This window comes from Microbacterium mitrae, from assembly GCF_008017445.1.
Classification (GTDB): domain Bacteria; phylum Actinomycetota; class Actinomycetes; order Actinomycetales; family Microbacteriaceae; genus Microbacterium; species Microbacterium mitrae.
In genome coordinates this window covers 458394-478093 of the sequence record NZ_VRSW01000002.1, presented here as the reverse complement: position 1 = coordinate 478093, position 19700 = coordinate 458394, and the positions used below count along the sequence as shown (strand labels likewise).

The 19700-nt window shown below is 64.5% G+C and carries 14 protein-coding genes and 1 pseudogene; 6 read left to right on the top strand and 9 right to left on the bottom strand.

Annotation, left to right across the window (positions count from 1 at the left end):
- Window positions 1–28: 28 nt before the first annotated feature.
- From FVP60_RS09055 to lepA, 4 genes are all read right to left on the bottom strand, one after another.
- Entirely contained in the window at window positions 29–436 is a 408-nt protein-coding gene (locus tag FVP60_RS09055) for an ankyrin repeat domain-containing protein (protein WP_147825930.1), read from the bottom strand.
- A gap of 1 nt (window position 437) precedes the next feature.
- Window positions 438–1658 carry a radical SAM family heme chaperone HemW gene (hemW, locus tag FVP60_RS09050; protein WP_147825929.1) on the bottom strand — a complete coding sequence of 407 codons (1221 nt, stop codon included), beginning with the start codon at window positions 1656–1658 and terminating at the stop codon, window positions 438–440.
- Entirely contained in the window at window positions 1658–2311 is a 654-nt protein-coding gene (locus FVP60_RS09045) for a DUF1990 domain-containing protein (RefSeq protein ID WP_147825928.1), read from the bottom strand. Before FVP60_RS09045 ends, hemW begins: the two co-directional genes overlap by 1 nt.
- Window positions 2312–2416: 105 nt before the next feature.
- On the bottom strand, window positions 2417–4267 hold the full coding sequence (gene lepA / locus FVP60_RS09040; protein WP_147825927.1) for a translation elongation factor 4: 1851 nt from the start codon (window positions 4265–4267) through the stop codon (window positions 2417–2419).
- Window positions 4268–4592: 325 nt separating this feature from the next.
- Between lepA and FVP60_RS09035 the strand changes: the two genes are divergently transcribed.
- The 3 genes from FVP60_RS09035 (at window position 4593) to rpsT (ending at window position 8939) form a co-directional block, all read left to right on the top strand.
- Entirely contained in the window at window positions 4593–7661 is a 3069-nt protein-coding gene (locus tag FVP60_RS09035; RefSeq protein WP_147825926.1) for an ExeM/NucH family extracellular endonuclease, read from the top strand.
- Window positions 7662–7735: 74 nt separating this feature from the next.
- Window positions 7736–8500, top strand: coding sequence for an alpha/beta fold hydrolase (locus tag FVP60_RS09030; RefSeq protein WP_147825925.1), 765 nt, complete (start codon window positions 7736–7738; stop codon window positions 8498–8500).
- A 178-nt stretch (window positions 8501–8678) separates the two neighbouring features.
- A complete protein-coding gene (gene rpsT / locus FVP60_RS09025; protein ID WP_147825924.1) occupies window positions 8679–8939 on the top strand; it encodes a 30S ribosomal protein S20 in 261 nt (86 codons plus the stop codon).
- A 642-nt stretch (window positions 8940–9581) separates the two neighbouring features.
- On the opposite strand, the gene holA is transcribed toward rpsT, so the two are convergent.
- On the bottom strand, window positions 9582–10646 hold the full coding sequence (gene holA, locus FVP60_RS09020; protein WP_147825923.1) for a DNA polymerase III subunit delta: 1065 nt from the start codon (window positions 10644–10646) through the stop codon (window positions 9582–9584).
- Between the two features lie 93 nt (window positions 10647–10739).
- Between holA and FVP60_RS09015 the strand changes: the two genes are divergently transcribed.
- The 3 genes from FVP60_RS09015 to FVP60_RS13350 are packed head-to-tail and all read left to right on the top strand — an operon-like array spanning window position 10740 to window position 12683.
- Complete coding sequence (locus FVP60_RS09015; protein ID WP_147825922.1) at window positions 10740–11087, top strand: metalloregulator ArsR/SmtB family transcription factor; 348 nt, start codon at window positions 10740–10742, stop codon at window positions 11085–11087.
- Window positions 11084–11812, top strand: a complete 729-nt coding sequence (locus FVP60_RS13355; protein ID WP_147825921.1) for a transglutaminase domain-containing protein — start codon at window positions 11084–11086, stop codon at window positions 11810–11812. Before FVP60_RS09015 ends, FVP60_RS13355 begins: the two co-directional genes overlap by 4 nt.
- 22 nt (window positions 11813–11834) lie before the next feature.
- Window positions 11835–12683, top strand: coding sequence for a DUF1266 domain-containing protein (locus tag FVP60_RS13350; RefSeq protein WP_147826026.1), 849 nt, complete (start codon window positions 11835–11837; stop codon window positions 12681–12683).
- Window positions 12684–12962: 279 nt separating this feature from the next.
- Here FVP60_RS13350 and FVP60_RS13345 read toward each other — a convergent pair.
- The 4 genes and pseudogenes from FVP60_RS13345 to pabB form a co-directional block, all read right to left on the bottom strand.
- Window positions 12963–14432, bottom strand: a pseudogene (locus FVP60_RS13345) (ComEC/Rec2 family competence protein); the annotation flags it as partial.
- Window positions 14433–15000: 568 nt separating this feature from the next.
- Window positions 15001–15585, bottom strand: a complete 585-nt coding sequence (locus tag FVP60_RS08995) for a ComEA family DNA-binding protein (RefSeq protein ID WP_147825920.1) — start codon at window positions 15583–15585, stop codon at window positions 15001–15003.
- A gap of 146 nt (window positions 15586–15731) precedes the next feature.
- On the bottom strand, window positions 15732–18296 hold the full coding sequence (gene leuS / locus FVP60_RS08990) for a leucine--tRNA ligase (RefSeq protein ID WP_147825919.1): 2565 nt from the start codon (window positions 18294–18296) through the stop codon (window positions 15732–15734).
- Between the two features lie 44 nt (window positions 18297–18340).
- Window positions 18341–19651, bottom strand: coding sequence for an aminodeoxychorismate synthase component I (gene pabB / locus FVP60_RS08985; protein WP_147825918.1), 1311 nt, complete (start codon window positions 19649–19651; stop codon window positions 18341–18343).
- Between the last annotated feature and the right edge of the window lie 49 nt (window positions 19652–19700).

Genomic DNA, 19700 nt, shown 5'->3' with positions numbered 1-19700 from the left:
GCGTGCTGATGGGAGAACGGCGAACGCCTCAGCGTGCCGCGTGCTTCAACAGCAGCGCGGTCATCTGGGTCAGCTGAAACTGGTCGGCGATGGCAAGGGCTGAATGAAAACCCAGCTCGGGATCGGCACCGGCGTTCAGTAACAACTGCAGTACCGTCTCGTCGTTGCGAAAAACGGCGCACGAAATAGCCGTCTGTCCCATGCGGTTTTCAATGTTGAGATCGGCGCCCAGCGCAATGAGCATTGCCACTGCCTCCGCCTGTTGGGCGTAGGCCGCCACGATCAGCATGGTGTCACTTCGCGCATTGCGGGTATCGATCGGAACACCGGCGCCGATCATTTCGGTGAGCTCTGCGACCCGCCCCGTGCGGGCGAGGTCAAAGGTTCCGTCTACGACCTCGGCGCTGAGGTGTGCACCCGGGTTATCGGTTGTCATGTCAGTCCTCCGTGAGTGCGCGCACGACGGCGTCTGCCAGCAGACGACCGCGGCGCGTCAAGACAATGCGCCCCTGCAGCGCCGCACCTGGTTCCACGAGTTCATCGGCAATCAATCCGGCAACCGCGGTGCGACGCGACGGCGGAATCTGATCGATTGCCAGCCCCTCGCGGATGCGCGATTGCAACAGCACACGCTCCAGCACGGCTGCGGAACCATCGATTGTCTCCCGCGCGAAGGCGGGGCTTTCGCCTGCCGCCAGACGCTGCGCGTAGGCGGCCGGGTGTTTGACGTTCCACCATCGGGTGCCGTCAACGTGCGAATGAGCGCCCGGCCCGTACCCCCACCAATCGGTGCCGCGCCAGTACGCCAGGTTGTGCCGCGAGCGGTGCTTCTCGCCGCGCGAAAAGTTGCTCACCTCGTACCAGTCAAAGCCAGCCTCACCGAGGGCCTCGTCGACGAACTCATACATATCGGCTTGCAGGTCATCATCGGGCGCAGCGACAACCCCGGCACGAATTTGGCGTGCAAGCTTCGTGCCGTCTTCAATAATCAGCGCATAGGCAGAAATGTGATCCGGCTGCAGCTCGATCGCGGTGCGAACCGAAGCCTCCCAATCGGTGAGCGACTCCCCCGGTGCGCCATAGATGAGATCGACGCTGACATCCAGACCCGCCTCGCGCGCAGCGGCGACCGCGGTCGCCACATTCTCGGGATTGTGGGTGCGATCAAGCGCCGCCAGCACGTGCGGCACGCTGGACTGCATCCCGATCGAGACGCGGGTAACGCCGGCGGTCGCAAGCTCGGCCATCACCGCGGGCGTCACGGTGTCGGGATTCGCCTCGACGGTAACCTCGGCACCCGGCGCGAGGCCAAAGGTGTCTCGAACGCCACCCAGCATGCGAGCCAAATCGCCCGCTGGGAGCAGCGTCGGCGTTCCGCCACCGAAGAACACGGTCTGCGCGGCTCGAAGCGCGCCGATATCGCTCAGCACCCGATGTGAGAGCGCGATCTCCTGCAGCAGGGTGTCGGCATACGTGTCTTGCCGAGCGCCGCGCAGCTCCGTGGCGGTATACGTATTGAAATCGCAGTACCCACACCGCACGCGACAGAACGGAACGTGCAGGTAAACGCCAAAGTCAACGTCGCCGTGCGCGGTCGTGCCTTCAGGCAGGGCGCCAGAGGCCGGAACAGCGTCGCCGGAAGGAAGTGGCCCGCCCATTACGAGGTAGGGGTGGCAAACAGCGGCGAAATGGCGCGCAAGTAGCCACTGAACAGCTCTTTGCGGCGGCGACGCGACAGCACCGGCAACACCTTGTAGAGCAGGGATTCTGGTGCGTCAAAGGCACGCACGGTGAACCACACCTCGTCGTTTTGCAGCCACTCGAGCATGAAGCTCTCCTCGCCGCTGACCACCGAGTCGCCCATGGTTCCGAGCGCGAATCCGACGCGGCGTGGCTCTTCAATCACGAAGATCACTCGCAACTCGGCATCGGCCCGCTGGCCGCCGACCCGACCGCGCACTCGCACCGTGGTTCCGGCGCTCACGAACGGCGTGCCATCAGCGTCAAAGCGTTGCTCCGGCTCCGTCTTGGACGGACGAATCGGGTTGCCCTCGTCGTCAAAGCTGACGCCAAGGTAGCTCGGCTCTGACGCCGGGCGAACATCGCTCAGGGTGAGACCCGAGGCCTTGTGTGTGGTCCACGACAGCAGGGCGTCGCTGGCGGTCGCAAACCGCTCAGCACCGCTACCGATTCGCCAAGACTCCTCCGCCGGGATGCTTCGCTCGGGCGGATACTGCATGAGATCCGGGGCCTGCGTTGCACCGACGGCGGCGTAATTGACAGTCTCGTCTCTAAACGTCCCGCGCCGCATAAAGCCAGCCTAACTGTCGTTCCTGGTCGATACCGCAGAATTGCTCACAGTGTCGACAATGCCGGGGTTGGTGTGAACAGATATCAGGGTGTGCCCTGAGTCTGTCTACTTGTCTTTGGTCTCGACGTCGCCAGAGAGGGCGGCAATGAAGGCTTCTTGCGGAACCTCGACACGGCCGACCATCTTCATGCGCTTCTTGCCTTCCTTCTGCTTCTCCAGCAGCTTGCGCTTACGGCTGATGTCACCGCCGTAGCACTTGGCAAGAACGTCCTTGCGGATGGCGCGAATGGTTTCGCGGGCAATGATGCGCGCGCCGATGGCGGCCTGAATCGGAACCTCGAATTGTTGCCGAGGAATGAGCTTGCGCAAGCGCTCGGTCATCAGCGTTCCGTAGGCGTATGCCTTGTCGCGGTGAACGATCGAGCTAAAGGCATCGACCTTCTCGCCCTGCAACAGAATGTCGACCTTAACGAGGTCAGCCTCCTGCTGGCCAGCCGGTTCATAGTCCAGCGAGGCGTAGCCCTGGGTGCGGCTCTTCAGGTGATCGAAGAAGTCGAACACGATTTCACCGAGCGGCATCGTGTAACGCAGCTCAACGCGATCCTCGGAGAGGTACTCCATGCCGAGGAGCGTGCCGCGACGCGACTGGCACAGTTCCATCACGGTTCCGACGTAGTCCTTAGGCAGCAAGATTCCGACCTTGACAATCGGCTCAGACACCGTAGCCACACGACCGTCGGGGTACTCGCTGGGGTTGGTGACCGTGACGTGCTGGTTGTTGTCGGTGGTGACCTCATACGTCACGCTCGGCGCGGTCGTGATGAGGTCAAGGCCGAACTCACGCGACAGGCGTTCGGTAACGATTTCCAGGTGCAGCAGGCCGAGGAATCCGCAGCGGAAGCCAAAGCCCAGCGCCACCGAGGTCTCGGGTTCGTACTGCAGCGATGCATCGGAGAGCTTGAGCTTGTCAAGCGCCTCGCGCAGTTCGGGATAGTCGGAACCATCGATCGGGTAGACGCCCGAGAACACCATGGGCTTCGGGTCAACGTAACCGGCGAGTGCCTTCGTTGCGGGGCGGCGCTGGTTGGTGACCGTGTCACCGACCTTAGAAAGACGAACGTCTTTCACGCCGGTGATCAGGTAGCCGACCTCGCCGACAGACAAGCCCTTGGTGGGCGTGGGCTCGGGGCTAGAAACACCGATTTCGAGCGCGTCGTGCGTTGCACGTGTCGACATCATCTGAATGCGCTCACGTGGTTCCAGACGACCGTCGATCATGCGCACGTAGGTGACAACGCCACGGTAGGAGTCGTAGACAGAGTCGAAAATCATGGCGCGAGCGGGCGCATCGGCATCGCCCTGCGGCGCGGGAATGCGCTCGACAATACGATCGAGCAGCTCTTCAACACCCATGCCGGTCTTGCCACTGACGCGCAGCACGTCTTCGGGCTTTCCGCCGATGAGGTTCGCGATTTCAGCCGCGTACTTGTCTGGGTCTGCCGCCGGCAGGTCAATCTTGTTGAGTACCGGAATGATCGTGAGATCGTTTTCGAGCGCCAAGTAGAGGTTGGCGAGGGTCTGTGCCTCAATGCCCTGCGCGGCGTCAACGAGCAAAACCGCGCCCTCGCATGCGGCGAGCGAGCGCGACACCTCGTAGGTGAAGTCGACGTGACCGGGGGTGTCGATCATGTTCAGCGCGTAGGTCTGGCCAGCACCATCAGACCATGGCATGCGAACGGCCTGGCTCTTGATGGTGATACCGCGCTCGCGCTCAATATCCATTCGGTCCAGGTACTGGGCGCGCATCTCTCGATCAGACACGATGCCGGTAATCGACAGCATGCGGTCGGCAAGGGTCGACTTGCCGTGGTCGATGTGCGCGATGATGCAGAAGTTGCGAATCTGCTCGGGCGGCGTCGCGGCGGGCTCGAGAGGCTTCAGGGCTCGGGGTGACATATCCGAATGAGTCTATCTGCCCGCGAGGGTTTCTGCCGCCTCGGCGATGACGCACCGGCGGGTCGAGTCATCGCGCGCAGCGAGCAGCGCCGATCGATGGGTTGGGACGCTCTCATGAAACGCCAGCTCTCTCTCATGAAACTGCCGCGAGCGCCACCGCAAACAGGGGGCGCCAATCTGCCCAACGGCGCGCGAACGGGGCGTAAACGATGTCGGGCGACACGCGAACGTGAGAGAACCCTCACGTTGTTTCTCTTGATTCGCAGGGGTAAGGCGGAACACGCTCAAGTGTTTGTTCCTTCCCGATCCCCCATTTGGAGGCACTATGTCATCCCCCTCTCCAACGCGCGCCCGGCGCGTGATCGCTCCAGCGGCCATAGCGGGCCTCTTACTGTCATCGGTGGGGCTCGCCGCGCTTCCCGCGTCGGCCGCAGTGTCGACTTCGGCACCCGTGGTCATCAACGAGATCTACGGAGGCGGCGGCAATAGCGGCGCCGCCTTCAACCGCGACTTCATCGAACTCGTCAATGTGTCTGACGCTGCTGTCGACCTGAGCTCGTGGAGCGTGCAGTACGCCTCAACCGGTGGTGGCACATGGCAAATCACCCCGCTGACGGGTGTAACGCTGGAGGCCGGCAAGACGCTACTCGTGGGGCAGGCAACGGGCTCAAATACGTCACTTCCCGGGTTTGAGCCGGATGTGAGCGGAACCATTGCGATGAGCGGAACCGGCGGCAAGGTCGCCCTGGTTTCCTCTGCCACCGCGCTTTCTGGTTCCGCCGGTATGGCACAGTCCGACAGTGTGATCGATTACGTCGGCTGGGGCGCGGCAACGGATTTCGCCGGGGCACCGGCTCCCGCGACCTCGAACGCTCTCAGCATTTCGCGCAACGGCGACGCTCTCAACACCGTCAACAATGCGGCCGACTTTGCGACGCAGACACCCACCCCGACGCCGCAGGGCGGCACGGGACCGGTTGACCCGGGCGAGGAGCAGACGCTCACAATCGCCGAGATTCAGGGCACGACCGATGCCTCCCCGTATGCGGGCACGTCGGTGCGCACCCAGGGCGTGGTGACGGCCGTCTACGCGACGGGCGGCTTCAACGGGTTCACCATTCAGACCGCCGGAACCGGTGGGCTGAGTGATCTGGGCTCGCACCTGGCGTCGGATGCCGTCTTCGTCTACTCCCCCGACGCGGTCTCATCGGTCTCGATCGGTGACAGCGTTGAGGTTGCCGGCGTGGTGTCGGAGTTCTACGGGCTCACGGAGATCACGGCGACCGCGGCCAACGTGACGCAGCTTCCTGCGGCGAGCGCACCGCTGCCGATCACGGCGGCATGGCCGGCAACGAACGCTGAGCGGGAGACGCTGGAGTCGATGCTGTACCTGCCGGCCGAGTCGTTCACGGTCAGCAACACCTACACGACTCACCAATACGGTGACGTTGGGCTGGCGTGGGGCACGGCTCCGCTGCGCCAACCCACCGATGTTGCCGTTCCTGGGTCGGCAGAGGCCGCCGCCGTTGCCGCAGATAATGCCGCACGTGCGGTCATTCTCGATGATGGCGCGTCGACCAACTACCTCAACAGCGCCAACACCTCCCTGGTTCCGGCGTATGTCTCCCTCACCGAACCCATCGCGGTTGGTGCGGCGGCAACGCTGACCCACGCGCACATTGTCGACTTCCGCAACGATGCGTTCAAGCTCAACCCCACCACGCCGCTTTCGGGCGGAATGCCGGATGGCGTGGACTTTGCGAACACGCGCACGGCGGCTCCGGCCTCGGTGGGTGGCGACGTCACTGTCGGCTCGTTCAACGTGCTCAACTACTTCACGACTCTGGGCACCGAGTCGGCGTCGTGCACGTCCTACGCTGACCGCACCGGTGACGGCGTCACGGTACGCGGCGGTTGCGACCAGCGCGGCGCGTGGGATAGCGCTGATCTTCAGCGCCAGCAGGAGAAGATTGTCGCGGCCATCAACGGCCTGGACGCCTCTGTGGTCGGCCTCATGGAGATTGAAAACTCTGCCGTGTTGGGCGAGGCAACAGACGAGGCGCTGCTGAGCCTGGTTGCTGCGCTCAACGCCGGTCTCGCCACCCCGAAGTGGGCGGCTGTGGCGTCGGCGACAAACCTGCCGCCGTTGTCGGAGCAGGATGTCATCACCAACGCGATCATCTACCAGCCGGCAAAGGTCACCCCTGTGGGTGCGGCCTCTGCGCTGGCCGATCAGAGCGGCGACGGCGAAGCCTTCGGCAACGCGCGTGAACCGATTGCGCAGACCTTCGTTCCCGCCGCCGGCGGAACGGCCTTCACCGTTGTGGTGAACCACTTCAAGTCGAAGGGTTCGGCGGGTCCATGGCCGGGCGATGCTGACACCGGCGACGGCCAGGGCGCGTCTGTCGAGTCTCGTGTGCGCCAGGCAACGGCCCTGCGCGACTGGATCGCGACCGACCCGACCGGCAGCGGTTCAACCGATGTTCTGCTGGTGGGCGACTTCAACTCCTATGGCCAGGAAGACCCGCTGCAGGTGCTGTACGCGGCCGGATTCGTCAATGCCGAGCACTACTACGGCGTCACCGACTCGACCTATGTGTTCCAGGGACTGTCGGGCTCGCTCGATCACGTGCTGTTGAGCCCGTCGGCGCTGGAGCGCTCGACCGGCGCTGCGGTGTGGGACATCAACGCGGGTGAGGCGCTGGCATTGGAGTACAGCCGGTACAACTCGGTCGGTGCGCTCTACCACGAGGCAACGCCCTACCGTTCGAGCGACCATGACCCGGTGATCGTTGGCCTCAATGCTGGCCAGGTCGCCTCGACCACCACGCTGTCGCTGAGCACCGCGACGGCACCCGCTGGTTCCGCTGTCACCGCAACGACAACGGTTTCCAGCGTCGGTGACGTCGCCGGAACCGTGGAGTTCGTGGTCGACGACGTGGTGGTGGCGAGTGCGCCGACGGTTGATGGCGTAGCGAGTGTCACCCTGCCGACCACGCTGACTGTCGGCGAGCACACCGTGATCGCGCGATTCGGTGGTTCCGCCACGGCACTGCCGTCTGCATCGGCCCCGACGACGCTCACGGTGACGCCCGCCGGGCCCATCGCGTCGAGTGTGACGGTGGAGAGCAACACTGTCGTCGTGAACAAGTACCTTCCCGCGAAGCTGAAGGTGCAGGTGTCGGTCCCCGGTGGTTCCACGAGCGGAACGGTGTCGTTCTACGACGGCAGGCGCCCGCTCGGATCGCAAGCTGTCGCAGCCGATGGCACGGCGAACTTCACGATCACCAAGCACCTACCACGCGGCGTTCAGTGCATCACGGCTGTGTTCACGCCGGCAGGGTCTGGGGTGACCGGATCACAAGCCACCACCTGGGTGCTGGTGCTGCGCTAACAACGGCATAACACGATTGCCCGCACGGTGAAAAGTTTTCGCCGTGCGGGCAATCGTGCATTTATTGTGGTCGCATGAGTGGGGTGACAGAACCAGGCATCGAAGTCGTGCTGGTGCACGGCATCCGCACCTCGGCGACGATGTGGCGGGCGCAGGTCGCGTATCTGCGGGAGCTGGGAGTCGGCGTTACGGCCGTCGATCTTCCGGGGCACGGAACGCGTATGGCTGAGCCGTTTACGTTGAGCGAAGCGTTGGGCACCATCGACCGTGCCGTAAAAGATGCCGCGACGCGAGCACCCGTCTTGCTCGTCGGGCATTCGATGGGCGGACTGGTGTGTACGGCGTATGTCGGCAATGATCCCGCCCCACCCGTCGCTGGCTTTCTCGCGGCCTCCTGCACCGCGTTTCCGCGTGGTGCGGCTCTCGCAACCTACCGCGCCCTGGCGGGAACCTTCAACAACCTGCCAGACAAAGGCATGTGGCTCACCAAACGCATGCTGGCCGCCACCCTGCCAGCAGAAACGCGAGACGACTTTGGTGCTGGCGGTTATGCACTCGCCGCGCAAGATACCGCCCTGCGCAGCCTTGCCGCACTCGACCTGCGCGCCGCTCTTGGTCGCATCACGGTTCCGACCTGGTTCGTCAATGGGCAATACGACCAGTTGCGGGTCTCTGAAAAGCTCTTCACAAAGTTGGTGCCCGGCTCGGAGCTCATCGTGGTTCCGCGCACATCGCACCTCGTCTCCGCCATGCGCCCTGCCGCGTTCAACGCCGCCATGCGCCTCGCCATCGTGACCTTGCAACACCAACGCGCCGCGTCAGGATCATTTGCCTCCTGAAGTTTCGTTTCCTGCGGGTTTTCTGACACGACGGCGTCGAATCGCGCGCCGGACGGATTGCTGATAGAGTTGGCTCTTGGCTTGCGTGTGGGTCTTCCCTCACGTCCGCCGAGCGGCAGCCCTCTCCTTGCCACTTGGCACTTCAAACCGTCCAACTGGAACGAAAGTCTGACCACACGTGGCAAACATCAAGTCGCAGATCAAGCGCAACAAGACCAACGAGAAGGCTCGCGAGCGTAACAAGGCCGTGAAGTCGGAGCTCCGCACCGCTGTGCGCCGCACCAACGAGGCAATCGCCTCGGGTGACAAGGCAGCTGCTGAGTCGGCACTGAAGCTCGCTTCGAAGAAGCTCGACAAGGCCGTCAGCAAGGGTGTCATCCACTCGAACCAGGGCGCTAACCGCAAGTCGGCTATCGCCAAGAAGGTTTCGGCACTCTAAGCCCAGCTTTTCTCAGAACGCCCGCTCCCCTCGGGGGCGGGCGTTCTGCATTCCCGCGCTGGCGCTGATCGAGCACGGCGAAACGCCTGCCCTTGAGCGAGCAACGCGAGACGAAACGCCCCGCCCCTTTTGAGCGAGCAACACCGGTTCCGCCCCGGTCCCCTCTCAGCGTCAGCCGCGCCGGTGCCACCCCGCTGCTTTGCGCGACGTCGGAAGAGTCACCGTGCGACACGCGACACGCCGCAATTCCGCCCCACCAGCCACAGCGCTCCCGACGCCAGCCAACGAAAATACGAAGGTCTACCGTCGGGCTGCCGCTCCGCCCGACAGGTTTCGGTGCGCCACACGCCGCCACAACCGAAAGCCGCAATCCGGCGGCCCGCCCGCACGTACCCACAACCCGACGCCGCAAAGGTCGTCGCGCAGCGCACGAGGGCGCCGCGAGCGTCACCGTGCGTCGGAAGCCATGTGACCAATGTGAAAATTACGCGGCGGGTCGCGGCACACAGCGCCACAGTTCCGACACACGACAAACCCCGGGACCACGACACACAGACACCGCAACCACGACACACAAGCTCCGGCACCACAGCACACAACTCGGTCCCCCGCTGCGCGATCGGGCCGGAGAGGGCAGTGACGCTATAGGGCTGTGCGGCGGGTGTGCGGATCCCACCCGTACGGCGCCCGTGTGGCAATCACCGTCACGAGGCGTTCGAGCGCGAAGATCGGATCACGAGAGGCGCCCTTCACTTCGGCATCGGCGCGGGCGGCCGCCTGAATGGCGAGGCCCAGCGACAGGTTGCTCCACCCACGCGCTTCGCCACGCGCCCGGCGCACCTGCCAGTCCTTCATGTTCCATCGCGCAGCCAGCGCCTGATCGCTCTGATCGGAACCCGCAACACGCGCGATGCCACGCATCTTCATCGCGATGGCGGCAACCATCGGCACCGGGTCGACTCCGGAGGACAGCGCATGACGCAGGGTCGCGAGGGCCTGCGACAGGTTGCCGGCGATCGCGAAATCGGCGACCGCGAACGCCGTCACCTCGACGCGCCCGCCGTAATACTTTTCGACGATCTCTTCGGTGATTTCCCCCGGCACATCGGCGATCAGCTGCTGACAGGCGGCGGCAAGCTCAGTGACATCTGACGCAAACGCGGCGACGAGCACGCGCAGCGCATTGGGAGTGATCTTCTTTTCAGCGGCCGCAAACTCGCCGCGCGCGAAGTCAACACGCTCGTCGTCTTTCGTGATCGCGGGGCAGGCAATCTCGATGCCTCGCCCGGCCCCCGCGCGAATGGCGTCAAGGAGCTTCTTGCCGCGCACGCTCGCGCCGGTATGCCGAAGAATGACCGTCGCGCCATCTTGCGGATTCTCAAGATACGCAAGCGCCTCAGCCAAAAAGGCGTCACTGCATTTCTCGACGCCAGCAACACGCACGAGCCGCGGCTCTCCGAACAACGAGGGCGATGTGAGGGCAAGGAGAGTGCCGGCCTCATAGTCGTCGGCGCGCACGTCGGAAACCTCAAGAGAGGGATCTTCGGCGCGCAAATATGCTCGAATGCCCGCAATGGCGCGTTCGGCGCACACTTCTTCTGGGCCAGACACCAGCACAATAGGTGCGGGCTGTGGCCGACGCCACGACACCTGCGGAATGGCCGACGCGGGGGCTTTTGCTGCGGGCCGACGCGGTGCAGGAGTCATACACCGAGACTACCGTTGGTCACGGACACGGTGCGGCGATATCGGCGATGAGGTCCCTGTTGCCTACTTAGCAATAGTGCTATATTGCAAAGCATGACCGATTCGGCAACCGAAATTTTCGCGGCGCTGGCGCACCCAACGCGCCGTCAGATTCTGCAAGATCTCAAGAATGGCGAGCTGGCTGCTGGTGAAATCGCGTCTAAGTTCAACGCCACCGGGCCCACAATCTCGCGCCACCTCGCGGTGCTTCGTCAGGCAGGACTCGTGACGGAGCGACGTGATGCCAACCGCATCCTCTACTCGTTGGTCGGCGAGCGGTTGGCCCTGTCGGTGGGCGATTTTCTCTCCACGGTCTGCCCTGAGCGAATTGTGCTGCGGGAGGTTCGCAAGCGACGAGGAACCACAACCCCAGCTGCTTTCGAAGAGGCGGCCAGCGCGTGAGCCTCAACACCCTCCTCACGCCGTGGTATCGCCGCACGAATGCTGCGAACGACGCCACCGACACGAAGCCGGGGTCGACGGCACCGACGCGCATTCTGGATCACGGTTCCGCGCCCATCGAGCGCCTGACCGAGCGCGCCCGAAACGCAGCGCACTCCCCCGAGGCGCTCGCCGTGCTTGAGTCCGCCCACGCCATCATCCGCGATGAGGTGCGCGCCGTCTACGCGATGGAGGAGAACACGCCCGCTTCGCGCACGCTCTCCCGCGGCTATGGTTCCTGCAGCCAACGGCTGGCAATTCTGGAGAGCGTCTCCCGTTCCATCGGCGTTGCCACCCGGGTGCGGGCGCTGTTGATCGACCGATCATTCTGGTATCCACGGTTTCCCCGTCTCGCATTCGCGATGCCAGACCGCGTGCTTCTGGTGTGGCCGGAGTTTGGCGTTGATGGCTGGCGTTCGGCATCAGAGCTGTTCGGCCCGATCGGGTGCCGCGGCGGAACCACGTTCACCAATCACGGCGCCGAGACGCTGTTTGAGGCGGTCGGTCGGTGCGCGATTGATTGGGATGGCCACAGCGCCGACAGCCCCTTTGACCTTTCCCGATTTGTGCGTGCCGACTACGGGCATTTCTCCAACCGAGACGACGCGTTTCGCTCGCTCGGGCAGACGCTGTGCACTCCCGTCCGCGCCATCGCTGACCCCATCCTCCGTCGCATCGCGGCGTAACCGCCCACATAGACTCAGCGGGATGAAGCGAATGCGGCCGAACCAGAGCGATGAAACCCTCCCGGTCACCTGGGGTGAGGCTGTCGCGGAGATTGTCGACGGTATCGCGGCAACACGTGCGGCAGACGCCACGGCTACTCGCGCGAAGCTGGAGGGACGACCGTGGCGGGTGTATTCGCGGGCGCACCTGTTGGACGCGCTGCATGATCGCCTCGCGCTGCATGACACCGACCAGGTGGAGGCGCAAATTGCCCGCTTTGCCCGCATGCGCAGGTGGGCCGCGCTGAAGGCGCGCTGGCATTGGTGGCGCAAGACCCGCAAGGAGCGAGGCGCCGATCGGCCGATCGCCACTCAGGCCGAGGAGCTCCACTGGTTGCTCACACGAACGCGGCGCAATGAGCGGGGTCTTCTCACGGCTAATCTCGCGGTCGAAGAACTCGCGCGGTTCGCAGCCCTGGTGGAGTTGGGGCATCGCGCGGAGTACTTGAGTGCGGATGAGACGACAGACGCGTACACCGTTCTCGCCACCGCACTGCGCGAGTATTGTACGTCGTGGGCAGCGTTCGCGCACGACTACAGCGTCGGGTTGTGGGCGCGTCGAGCGCAGCTGGATCGCCGTCTCGAACGTGAGCAGGATGAGCGACTGGCAGCCACCACGCAGGCTCTTATGAACGACGGCGGAGCATGGTCCGGCATCGCGTGGAACATCACCCTCCCACCGTCGACCGGTCGATTCTTCGATGCACTGGCGGAACCGGGCGGTGCTGAGCGCCATTGGCGAGGCCCGCGGGGCGGCTGGCAGCAACGCATCAATGACGAACTCACGGCTCGCGGCGCCACACCTCGCGGCCTCCCGGCGCCACCTTCCTAGGCTCGCTGGCGCGCGGGCACGACGAGACATGCGGCGCGGCAGGCGGCGCGGGGTGCGACGAGGTGTGCGCTCGCGTTGGCGCCAAATACCGAGCCCCTCATCGAGAGCGGAGACGGTGATGGTTGCGTCGATGTCGGTGCGGAAGACGGCGGCGCCGGTAGCGGCGAGAATATCGAGAATCTCCTGACGCGGGTGACCGTAATCGTTCTCCCCCACACCAATCAGCGCAACGGCGGCCTCGGCCTCCTCATACAGCCTGGGCTCTTGATCGGCACTGCCGTGGTGCGCGACTTTGACCACGTCGTAAGGGCCGCGAACGGAACCCGTGGCAAGCAAACCCTGTTGCGCCTCGGCGGAGAGATCCCCGAGAAACAGGGAACGAGGAACCCCGCCGCCGCTGACCTCCCACACCACGCTGGCATCATTGCCGGGTGAAGCGCCGGCGCTCGGCCACAACACCTCCCAACGTGCCTCACCGAGCCGCCCGGTGGTTCCGGCCTGCGCCAACATCGCCTGCGCTCCGCCGGCGCGAAGATCGTCCAGCCGGTTCTGCGCCATCGCGTCCGGAACGGGGCCATGCAGCACGGTGGCGACCCGCCCCACCACGGCGTCGGTACCACCAACGTGATCGAGGTCAAAGTGCGTGAGAACAAGCAGATCGATGTGAGAGACCTGGAGAAGTTCAAGACACTGACCTAATGGCGCGGGCTCGACGCCGGTATCAATCAACGCCACCTGATCACCAGCACGAATGACGATCGCATCACCCTGCCCAACATCGCATGCCGCGATTGCCCACCCGTCTGGCACCGCCTGCGGCGCGATCATCGTTCGGACCGCCACCAGGCCCAGCCCCGACGCGATCGTTGCAGCCACCGTTGTTGCGGCCAACAAACGCCACCGGGTCTCGTTCGACAACAGGGCGACAATCGCCGCCGCCGTCACCACTGCGAGCAGGATGGCACCGCCGATGCCGTCTGGCCATGCCATGCGCCCGCTCGGAACCCGCGTTGCAACGTCGGCCACCGTCGCAATCCACGTGGCTGGCACCCACGCGATTGCGGCGAGTGCGAGACCGACGAACGGAACCATGGCCAGCAGGCATGCCATCAGGCCGATGACGGTCGCAATAGGTGCAGCCGGTGCGGCGATGAGGTTGGCCAGCGTGCCGATGAGGGAAATGTGCGGGTCGATGAGAATGATGATGGGTGCGCACGCCAGCTGAGCTGCCAGCGGAACCGCGACGGCGAGAGCGAGTGGCGCAGGCATCACGACCTCCAGCTTTTTCGCGAGCGGTCCAGCCAGCAGGAGAAGCGCTCCGGTCGCGGCAACGGAGAGAGCGAATCCGATGGATGTTGCCAACCATGGGTCGGCAATCAGCAACACGGCGACAGCAAGCGCGAGAATCGGCACGCCAGCGCGGGCGCGTCCGAGCAGCAACGCCAACATGGCGCCTGCCGCCATTGCGCCCGCCCGAATCACGCTGGGCTCGGGCGTCACCAGAATGATGAATCCGCTCAACACCACAACAGCGAACATCACGCGAACCCCGCGCCGCGCGCCGCACAGCGCCGCCAGCCAGAAAGCCACCCCGGTAATGATGGCGCAATTCGCGCCGCTTACCGCGGTGAGATGCGACAGCGACGATTGCGTCATTTGCGCGTCGAGTTCTTCGCTCACAATCGTGGTGTCACCGACCGCGAGACCGGGTATCAGCTCAGCGCCACGCCCCGGAAAGCGTGAGGCCATGGCCGAGAGATCGTGGCGCAGATTCGCCGCAACGCTCAATATGCCTCCGGGCGGCGCCAACACCTCGGGCGCACCGGCGGAGATCACACGCGTCACCGCGCGTTGCCCGGCAAATGGTTCCGCCGTCTTACCCGTAAGCCGAATAACCGCTCCCATGTCCAGCCCCGGCGGCCGTTCGTCACGCATGAATACCGCGATCGGTGCGGGCGAGTCGGCCAACGTGGCCGTTGCTTCGAACCGCCAGCCGCCGCCCGTAGCCGGCTCCACCTTGGACGTCACAGTCGCCAGTTGCCCGTCGAGCCATTCGACGGCTGCCGCGGCCGCCCGGTGCGGGGCAACAACGGCGACCTGGCCCGCCACGACCCCGGCCGCGGCCAGCGCGATCACCAGCACCGACATCGATGCTCGGTTGCCGAGCAAGGCGAACGCCAGCATCAGTGCTGCCAAGCAGCCGCAACCGGCGGCGATCAGCCACGCGGAGTGCGGAACCATGATTGCGGCGATTCCTGCCGCCCACGCACCAAGCGCGACCGGAACCAAACGCAGATCGACCCGGCGGCGCGCCACCTCAACCCACCTTCACCAGTGGGCGCAGCGTCTCCAGCATCTTCTCGCCAATGCCAGACACGTTGCCGAGGTCATCAACGCTCCGAAACGGGCCGTTCTCTTCGCGCCACGCCACAATGCGAGAGGCCAACGCCTCCCCGATGCGCGGCAATTCTTCGAGCTCAGCAGCCGTCGCAGCGTTGATATTGATCAACCCATCGTCGATCGTTTCGCCCGCCGCGCCTGCACCACCCTCGGCGCTCAGGGTCGGCACGACGAGTTGCTCCCCATCGATCACGAGACGTGCGAGGTTGATGCCTGAAGAGTTTGCGTCGTCGCGAAACCCGCCCGCAGCCGTCACTGCGTCCACCACCCGCGCGTCGGCCTCCAAGACGTACACGCCCGGTGTCACCACGGCGCCCTGCACGTCAACGTACAGCGGAGCAGCGGTCGCGCCGGCCAACGGCACCGACACCACTTGCTCACCCGCCGACCGCACCACACCCATGCCGACCACGATGGCGAAAACGCCGACAATCACGACGAGCGCGGCACCGATTCCGATGCGAAGCGCCCGATGCGCGCGAGGTTTCTCCAACTCCGGCATGCCGCAACGCTAGACGCCCGCGACCGCTCGGTTGCGCTATCCCCAGCCCCTGGTTCCGGAACCACCAATCCGTGCGGCTGGGGAGGAAGAAACGGCACACGCCGAAGGCCCCGAGCAAATCGAACTCAGGGCCTTCGGCGAAGAACCTATGCCTTGACGGCGAAATTCACGATCTTCGGGGCGCGGACGATCACCTTGATGATCTCGGCGTCGCCGATTGCTCGGATGGTCTTTTCGTCGGCACGAGCCAGCGCCTCGAGCTCTTCTGCCGAAATCTTCGTCGGCACTTCGAGCTGCGAACGCACCTTGCCGTTGACCTGAACGACGCACGTTGCGGTGTCTTCGATCAGCAGCGCCGGGTCGGCATTGCGCCAAGCAGCAAGGCCCGCGAACCCTTCGTGACCCAGCACGTGCCACATTTCTTCTGCGGTGTGCGGCGCGATGAGATCCAGCACCAGAGCAATCGCTTCTGCGGCTTCGCGCACGGCCGGGTCAGCAGCGCCCGCACCCGAATCGATCGTCTTGCGGGTTACGTTCACCAGCTCCATCAGGCGCGCGACAACAACGTTGAACTTCGTCTGTTCAACGAGCGCCGGAACCTCTGCCCACACCTTGTGCGTGGCGCGGCGAAGCGCGGTGTCACCGTCGGCAAAGACAACATCCACAGGCGATGAAACTTCGCGCGCAATACGCATAGCGCGGGAGAGGAACTTGAACGCGCCGGTGGTCGAGACGTCCTTCCAATCCTTATCGTCTTCAACCGGCCCGGCGAACGCCAGTGCGGTGCGCAACACGTCGGCACCGTTGGCTTCGAGCTCGTCGTTGAACAACACCAGGTTGCCCTTCGACTTCGACATCTTCGTGCCGTCCAGAATCACCATGCCCTGGTTAATCAGGCTGGTGAACGGCTCAGTGAAGTCGACGTAGCCCAGGTCAAACAGCACCTTGGTGATGAAGCGTGCGTACAGCAGGTGCAAAATCGCGTGCTCGACGCCACCGATGTAGTGATCGACCGGCGCCCACTTGGCGGCCTCAGCCGGATCGAACGCCTGCGTGGCGTCGTTCGGGTTCAGGAACCGCAGGAAGTACCACGAGGAGTCGACAAACGTGTCCATGGTGTCGGGGTCTCGCAGCGCAGGCTCCCCGGTCACCGGGTCGATCGTGTTGACCCACTCGGTAGCGCCGCCCAGCGGCGACGTGCCCTTGGGCTTGAGGTCAAGGCCCGCAGCGCTCGGCAGACGCACCGGCAACTGGTCTGCCGGAACCTTTTCCAGGCGACCGTCTTCGGTGTGAATCATGGGAATAGGAGTTCCCCAGAAACGCTGGCGCGAAATCAACCAGTCGCGCAGGCGGAACGTCGTGGTTGCGCGGCCGCCGCCGTTCGCCTCCAGCTCGGCAACGATGCGCTCGATAGCCGTGCGCTTGCTCAGGCCGTTCAGCGAACCCGAGTTGATCATGCGACCCTCACCGGTCAGCGCAACACCCGTCTTGGCCGGATTCAGCTCCGCAATCGAAGCAGCAACGGCGTCGAGGTCATCAGGGTCAACGACCTGAATCGCGCCGGTGATCGGTGCGGTGGTGTCGACAACAACCTTGACGGGCAAATCAAACGCGCGAGCAAAGCCCAGGTCGCGCTGGTCGTGCGCGGGCACGGCCATCACCGCGCCGTGACCGTAATCGGCCAGCACGTAGTCGGCAGCCCAGATCGGCATTTTTTCACCGTTGACCGGGTTGATGGCGTAGCGCCCCAAGAAGACGCCGGTCTTCGGGCGATCCGTCGACTGACGCTCAATCTCGCTGTGCCGACCGACCTCTTCGAGATATGCCTGAAAACGCATACGAACATCGGCATCGGCCCCAGCAGCCAATTCTGCAGCCAAATCTGAGTCGGGGGCGACCACAAAGAACGTCGCGCCGTGCAGCGTGTCTGGGCGGGTCGAGAAGACCGTGACCTTGTCTGCGCGGCCTTCGATTTCAAAGTCAATGTCGGCGCCCTGCGAGCGGCCGATCCAGTTGCGCTGCATCTGCAGCACCTTGCTGGGCCAGCGACCCTCCAACTGGTTCAGGTCGTCCAGCAGGCGGTCAGCGTAGTCGGTGATCTTGAAGTACCACTGCGTCAGCTTCTTCTTTACCACCGGCGTGCCGCATCGCTCGCACAGTCCGTCGACAACTTGCTCGTTGGCCAGCACCGTCTGGTCGTTCGGGCACCAGTTGACGGCCGACTCCTTGCGGTAGGCCAGGCCACGGTCAAACATCACCTGAAACAACCACTGGTTCCAGTGGTAGTACTCCGGGTCAGACGTGTGCAGCTCGCGCGTCCAGTCGAACGACACGCCATAACGCTTGAAGCCCGTCTTCTGCTGCTCAATGTTCGCGTACGTCCACGCCTTCGGATCGGCGCCGCGCTTGATTGCCGCGTTCTCCGCCGGCAGGCCAAACGAGTCCCAGCCGATCGGGTTCAGAACGTTGTATCCGCGGTGGCGCCAGTAGCGCGCCACAATGTCGGAGTACAGGTAGTTCTCCGCGTGACCCATGTGCAGGTCGCCCGAGGGGTAGGGGAACATCGCCAGCACGTACTTGCGTGGACGTGTGTCGTCGTCACCACCCGCATTAAACGGCTGCTGCTCAGCCCAGAGTCGCTGCCACTTGGCCTCGATCGCATGCAGGTCGATGCCAGTCTCGGCGGATTCCAGGGGGGCAGCTTGTGACACGGTACTTCCTCAAGAGAGTAGAACAAAAAACGCGTCCTACTATCCTACCGAACCCGCTCCCACTCCGCCCCGACGCGCGCCCCGAGGGCGGCCAGCGGCGCGCGGGCCTTGATGGCTACCTCGGCCACTTCATCGGCGGCAATAGAGCCCCACGTGATGCCGCCACCGGCTCCGACGTAGGCTTCGTCTGGGCCCACCATCACGGTGCGGATAACCATGGCGAGATCGGCAGAGCCGTCACGTGCGATCCAGCCAAAACAGCCGGAATACACGCCCCGCGCTTCACGCTCGAGCCCGTGCAAGATCGTCATGGCGCTCAGCTTCGGCGCCCCGGTCATCGACCCCGCTGGGAACGTCGCATCCAACACCGCCGCCATCGTGGTTCCGGGCGCCAGCTCACCCGACACCGTACTCACCAACTGATGCACCGCACGATACGACTCGACGTGCCAGAGTTTGTCGACGCGCACGGAACCAGGAGTGCAGACCCGAGAGAGGTCATTGCGCATCAGATCAACGATCATGACGTTTTCAGCACGTTCTTTTTCGCTCGCCAATAGTTCGGCCGCGAGCCTCTCATCGTCTTCCGGTGTGGCCCCCCGCGGTCGCGTTCCCTTGATCGGCTTTGTGCTGATGCGTCCCGCACCGACCGTAAGAAACTGCTCCGGGCTCGCGCTAACCAGGGTCGTCTCCCCCGCCCGAATGTACGCCGCATGATGCGATGGCGTGGCTGCGCGCAGCCGGGAGAATACATCGGCAGCATCGTGATTGCCTGGCACCGTGAAGCGGGTTGTGAGGCACAGCTGGTAAGCGTCGCCCTGGCGAATGGCCTCGCGGCAGGCCTCGATCGCCGCGGCATATTCGGGGGCCGACTGGCGCTCGCATACCTCGTGAGGCTCGGCGCGCGCCACGACCGGAACCATCGGAGCGGCGTCAAGGCGGCGCTGGGCGGCGGCGGCGAAAGTGACTGCCTCGGTTTCAGGAGCGACAGCCCACACCGCACGTGAAGCGTGATCGAAGGCGAGAAAGTTGTCGGCGTTGAGAGCCACGCCGCGCGGTGTTGGCTGCTCTGTCGGGGCGCCAGCGCGCGCGGCGGCGTGATCGTAGCCCAACCAGATGACCCACCCGCCCGCAAACGGGCCCGCAGGCCATGGCTGTGACGCATGGGTCACCGTCACGCTCAGTGCGGCATCAAGATCGCCGAGCTCACCAACACCCAGGTAGCTCCACCCGGCGCTCGCCTCGGTTCCGGCGTCGAGGAAGAACACGACGTCAGCATGACGCTCGCGCGCATGAAACAGCGCGTCGGGCGCGACCCATCCGCGCAATCTGACGGCACTCAACTTCGACGGCATGCCACAACTCTACGGATTCTGGGTAACTGCCCCGCACATTGCCAGTCGC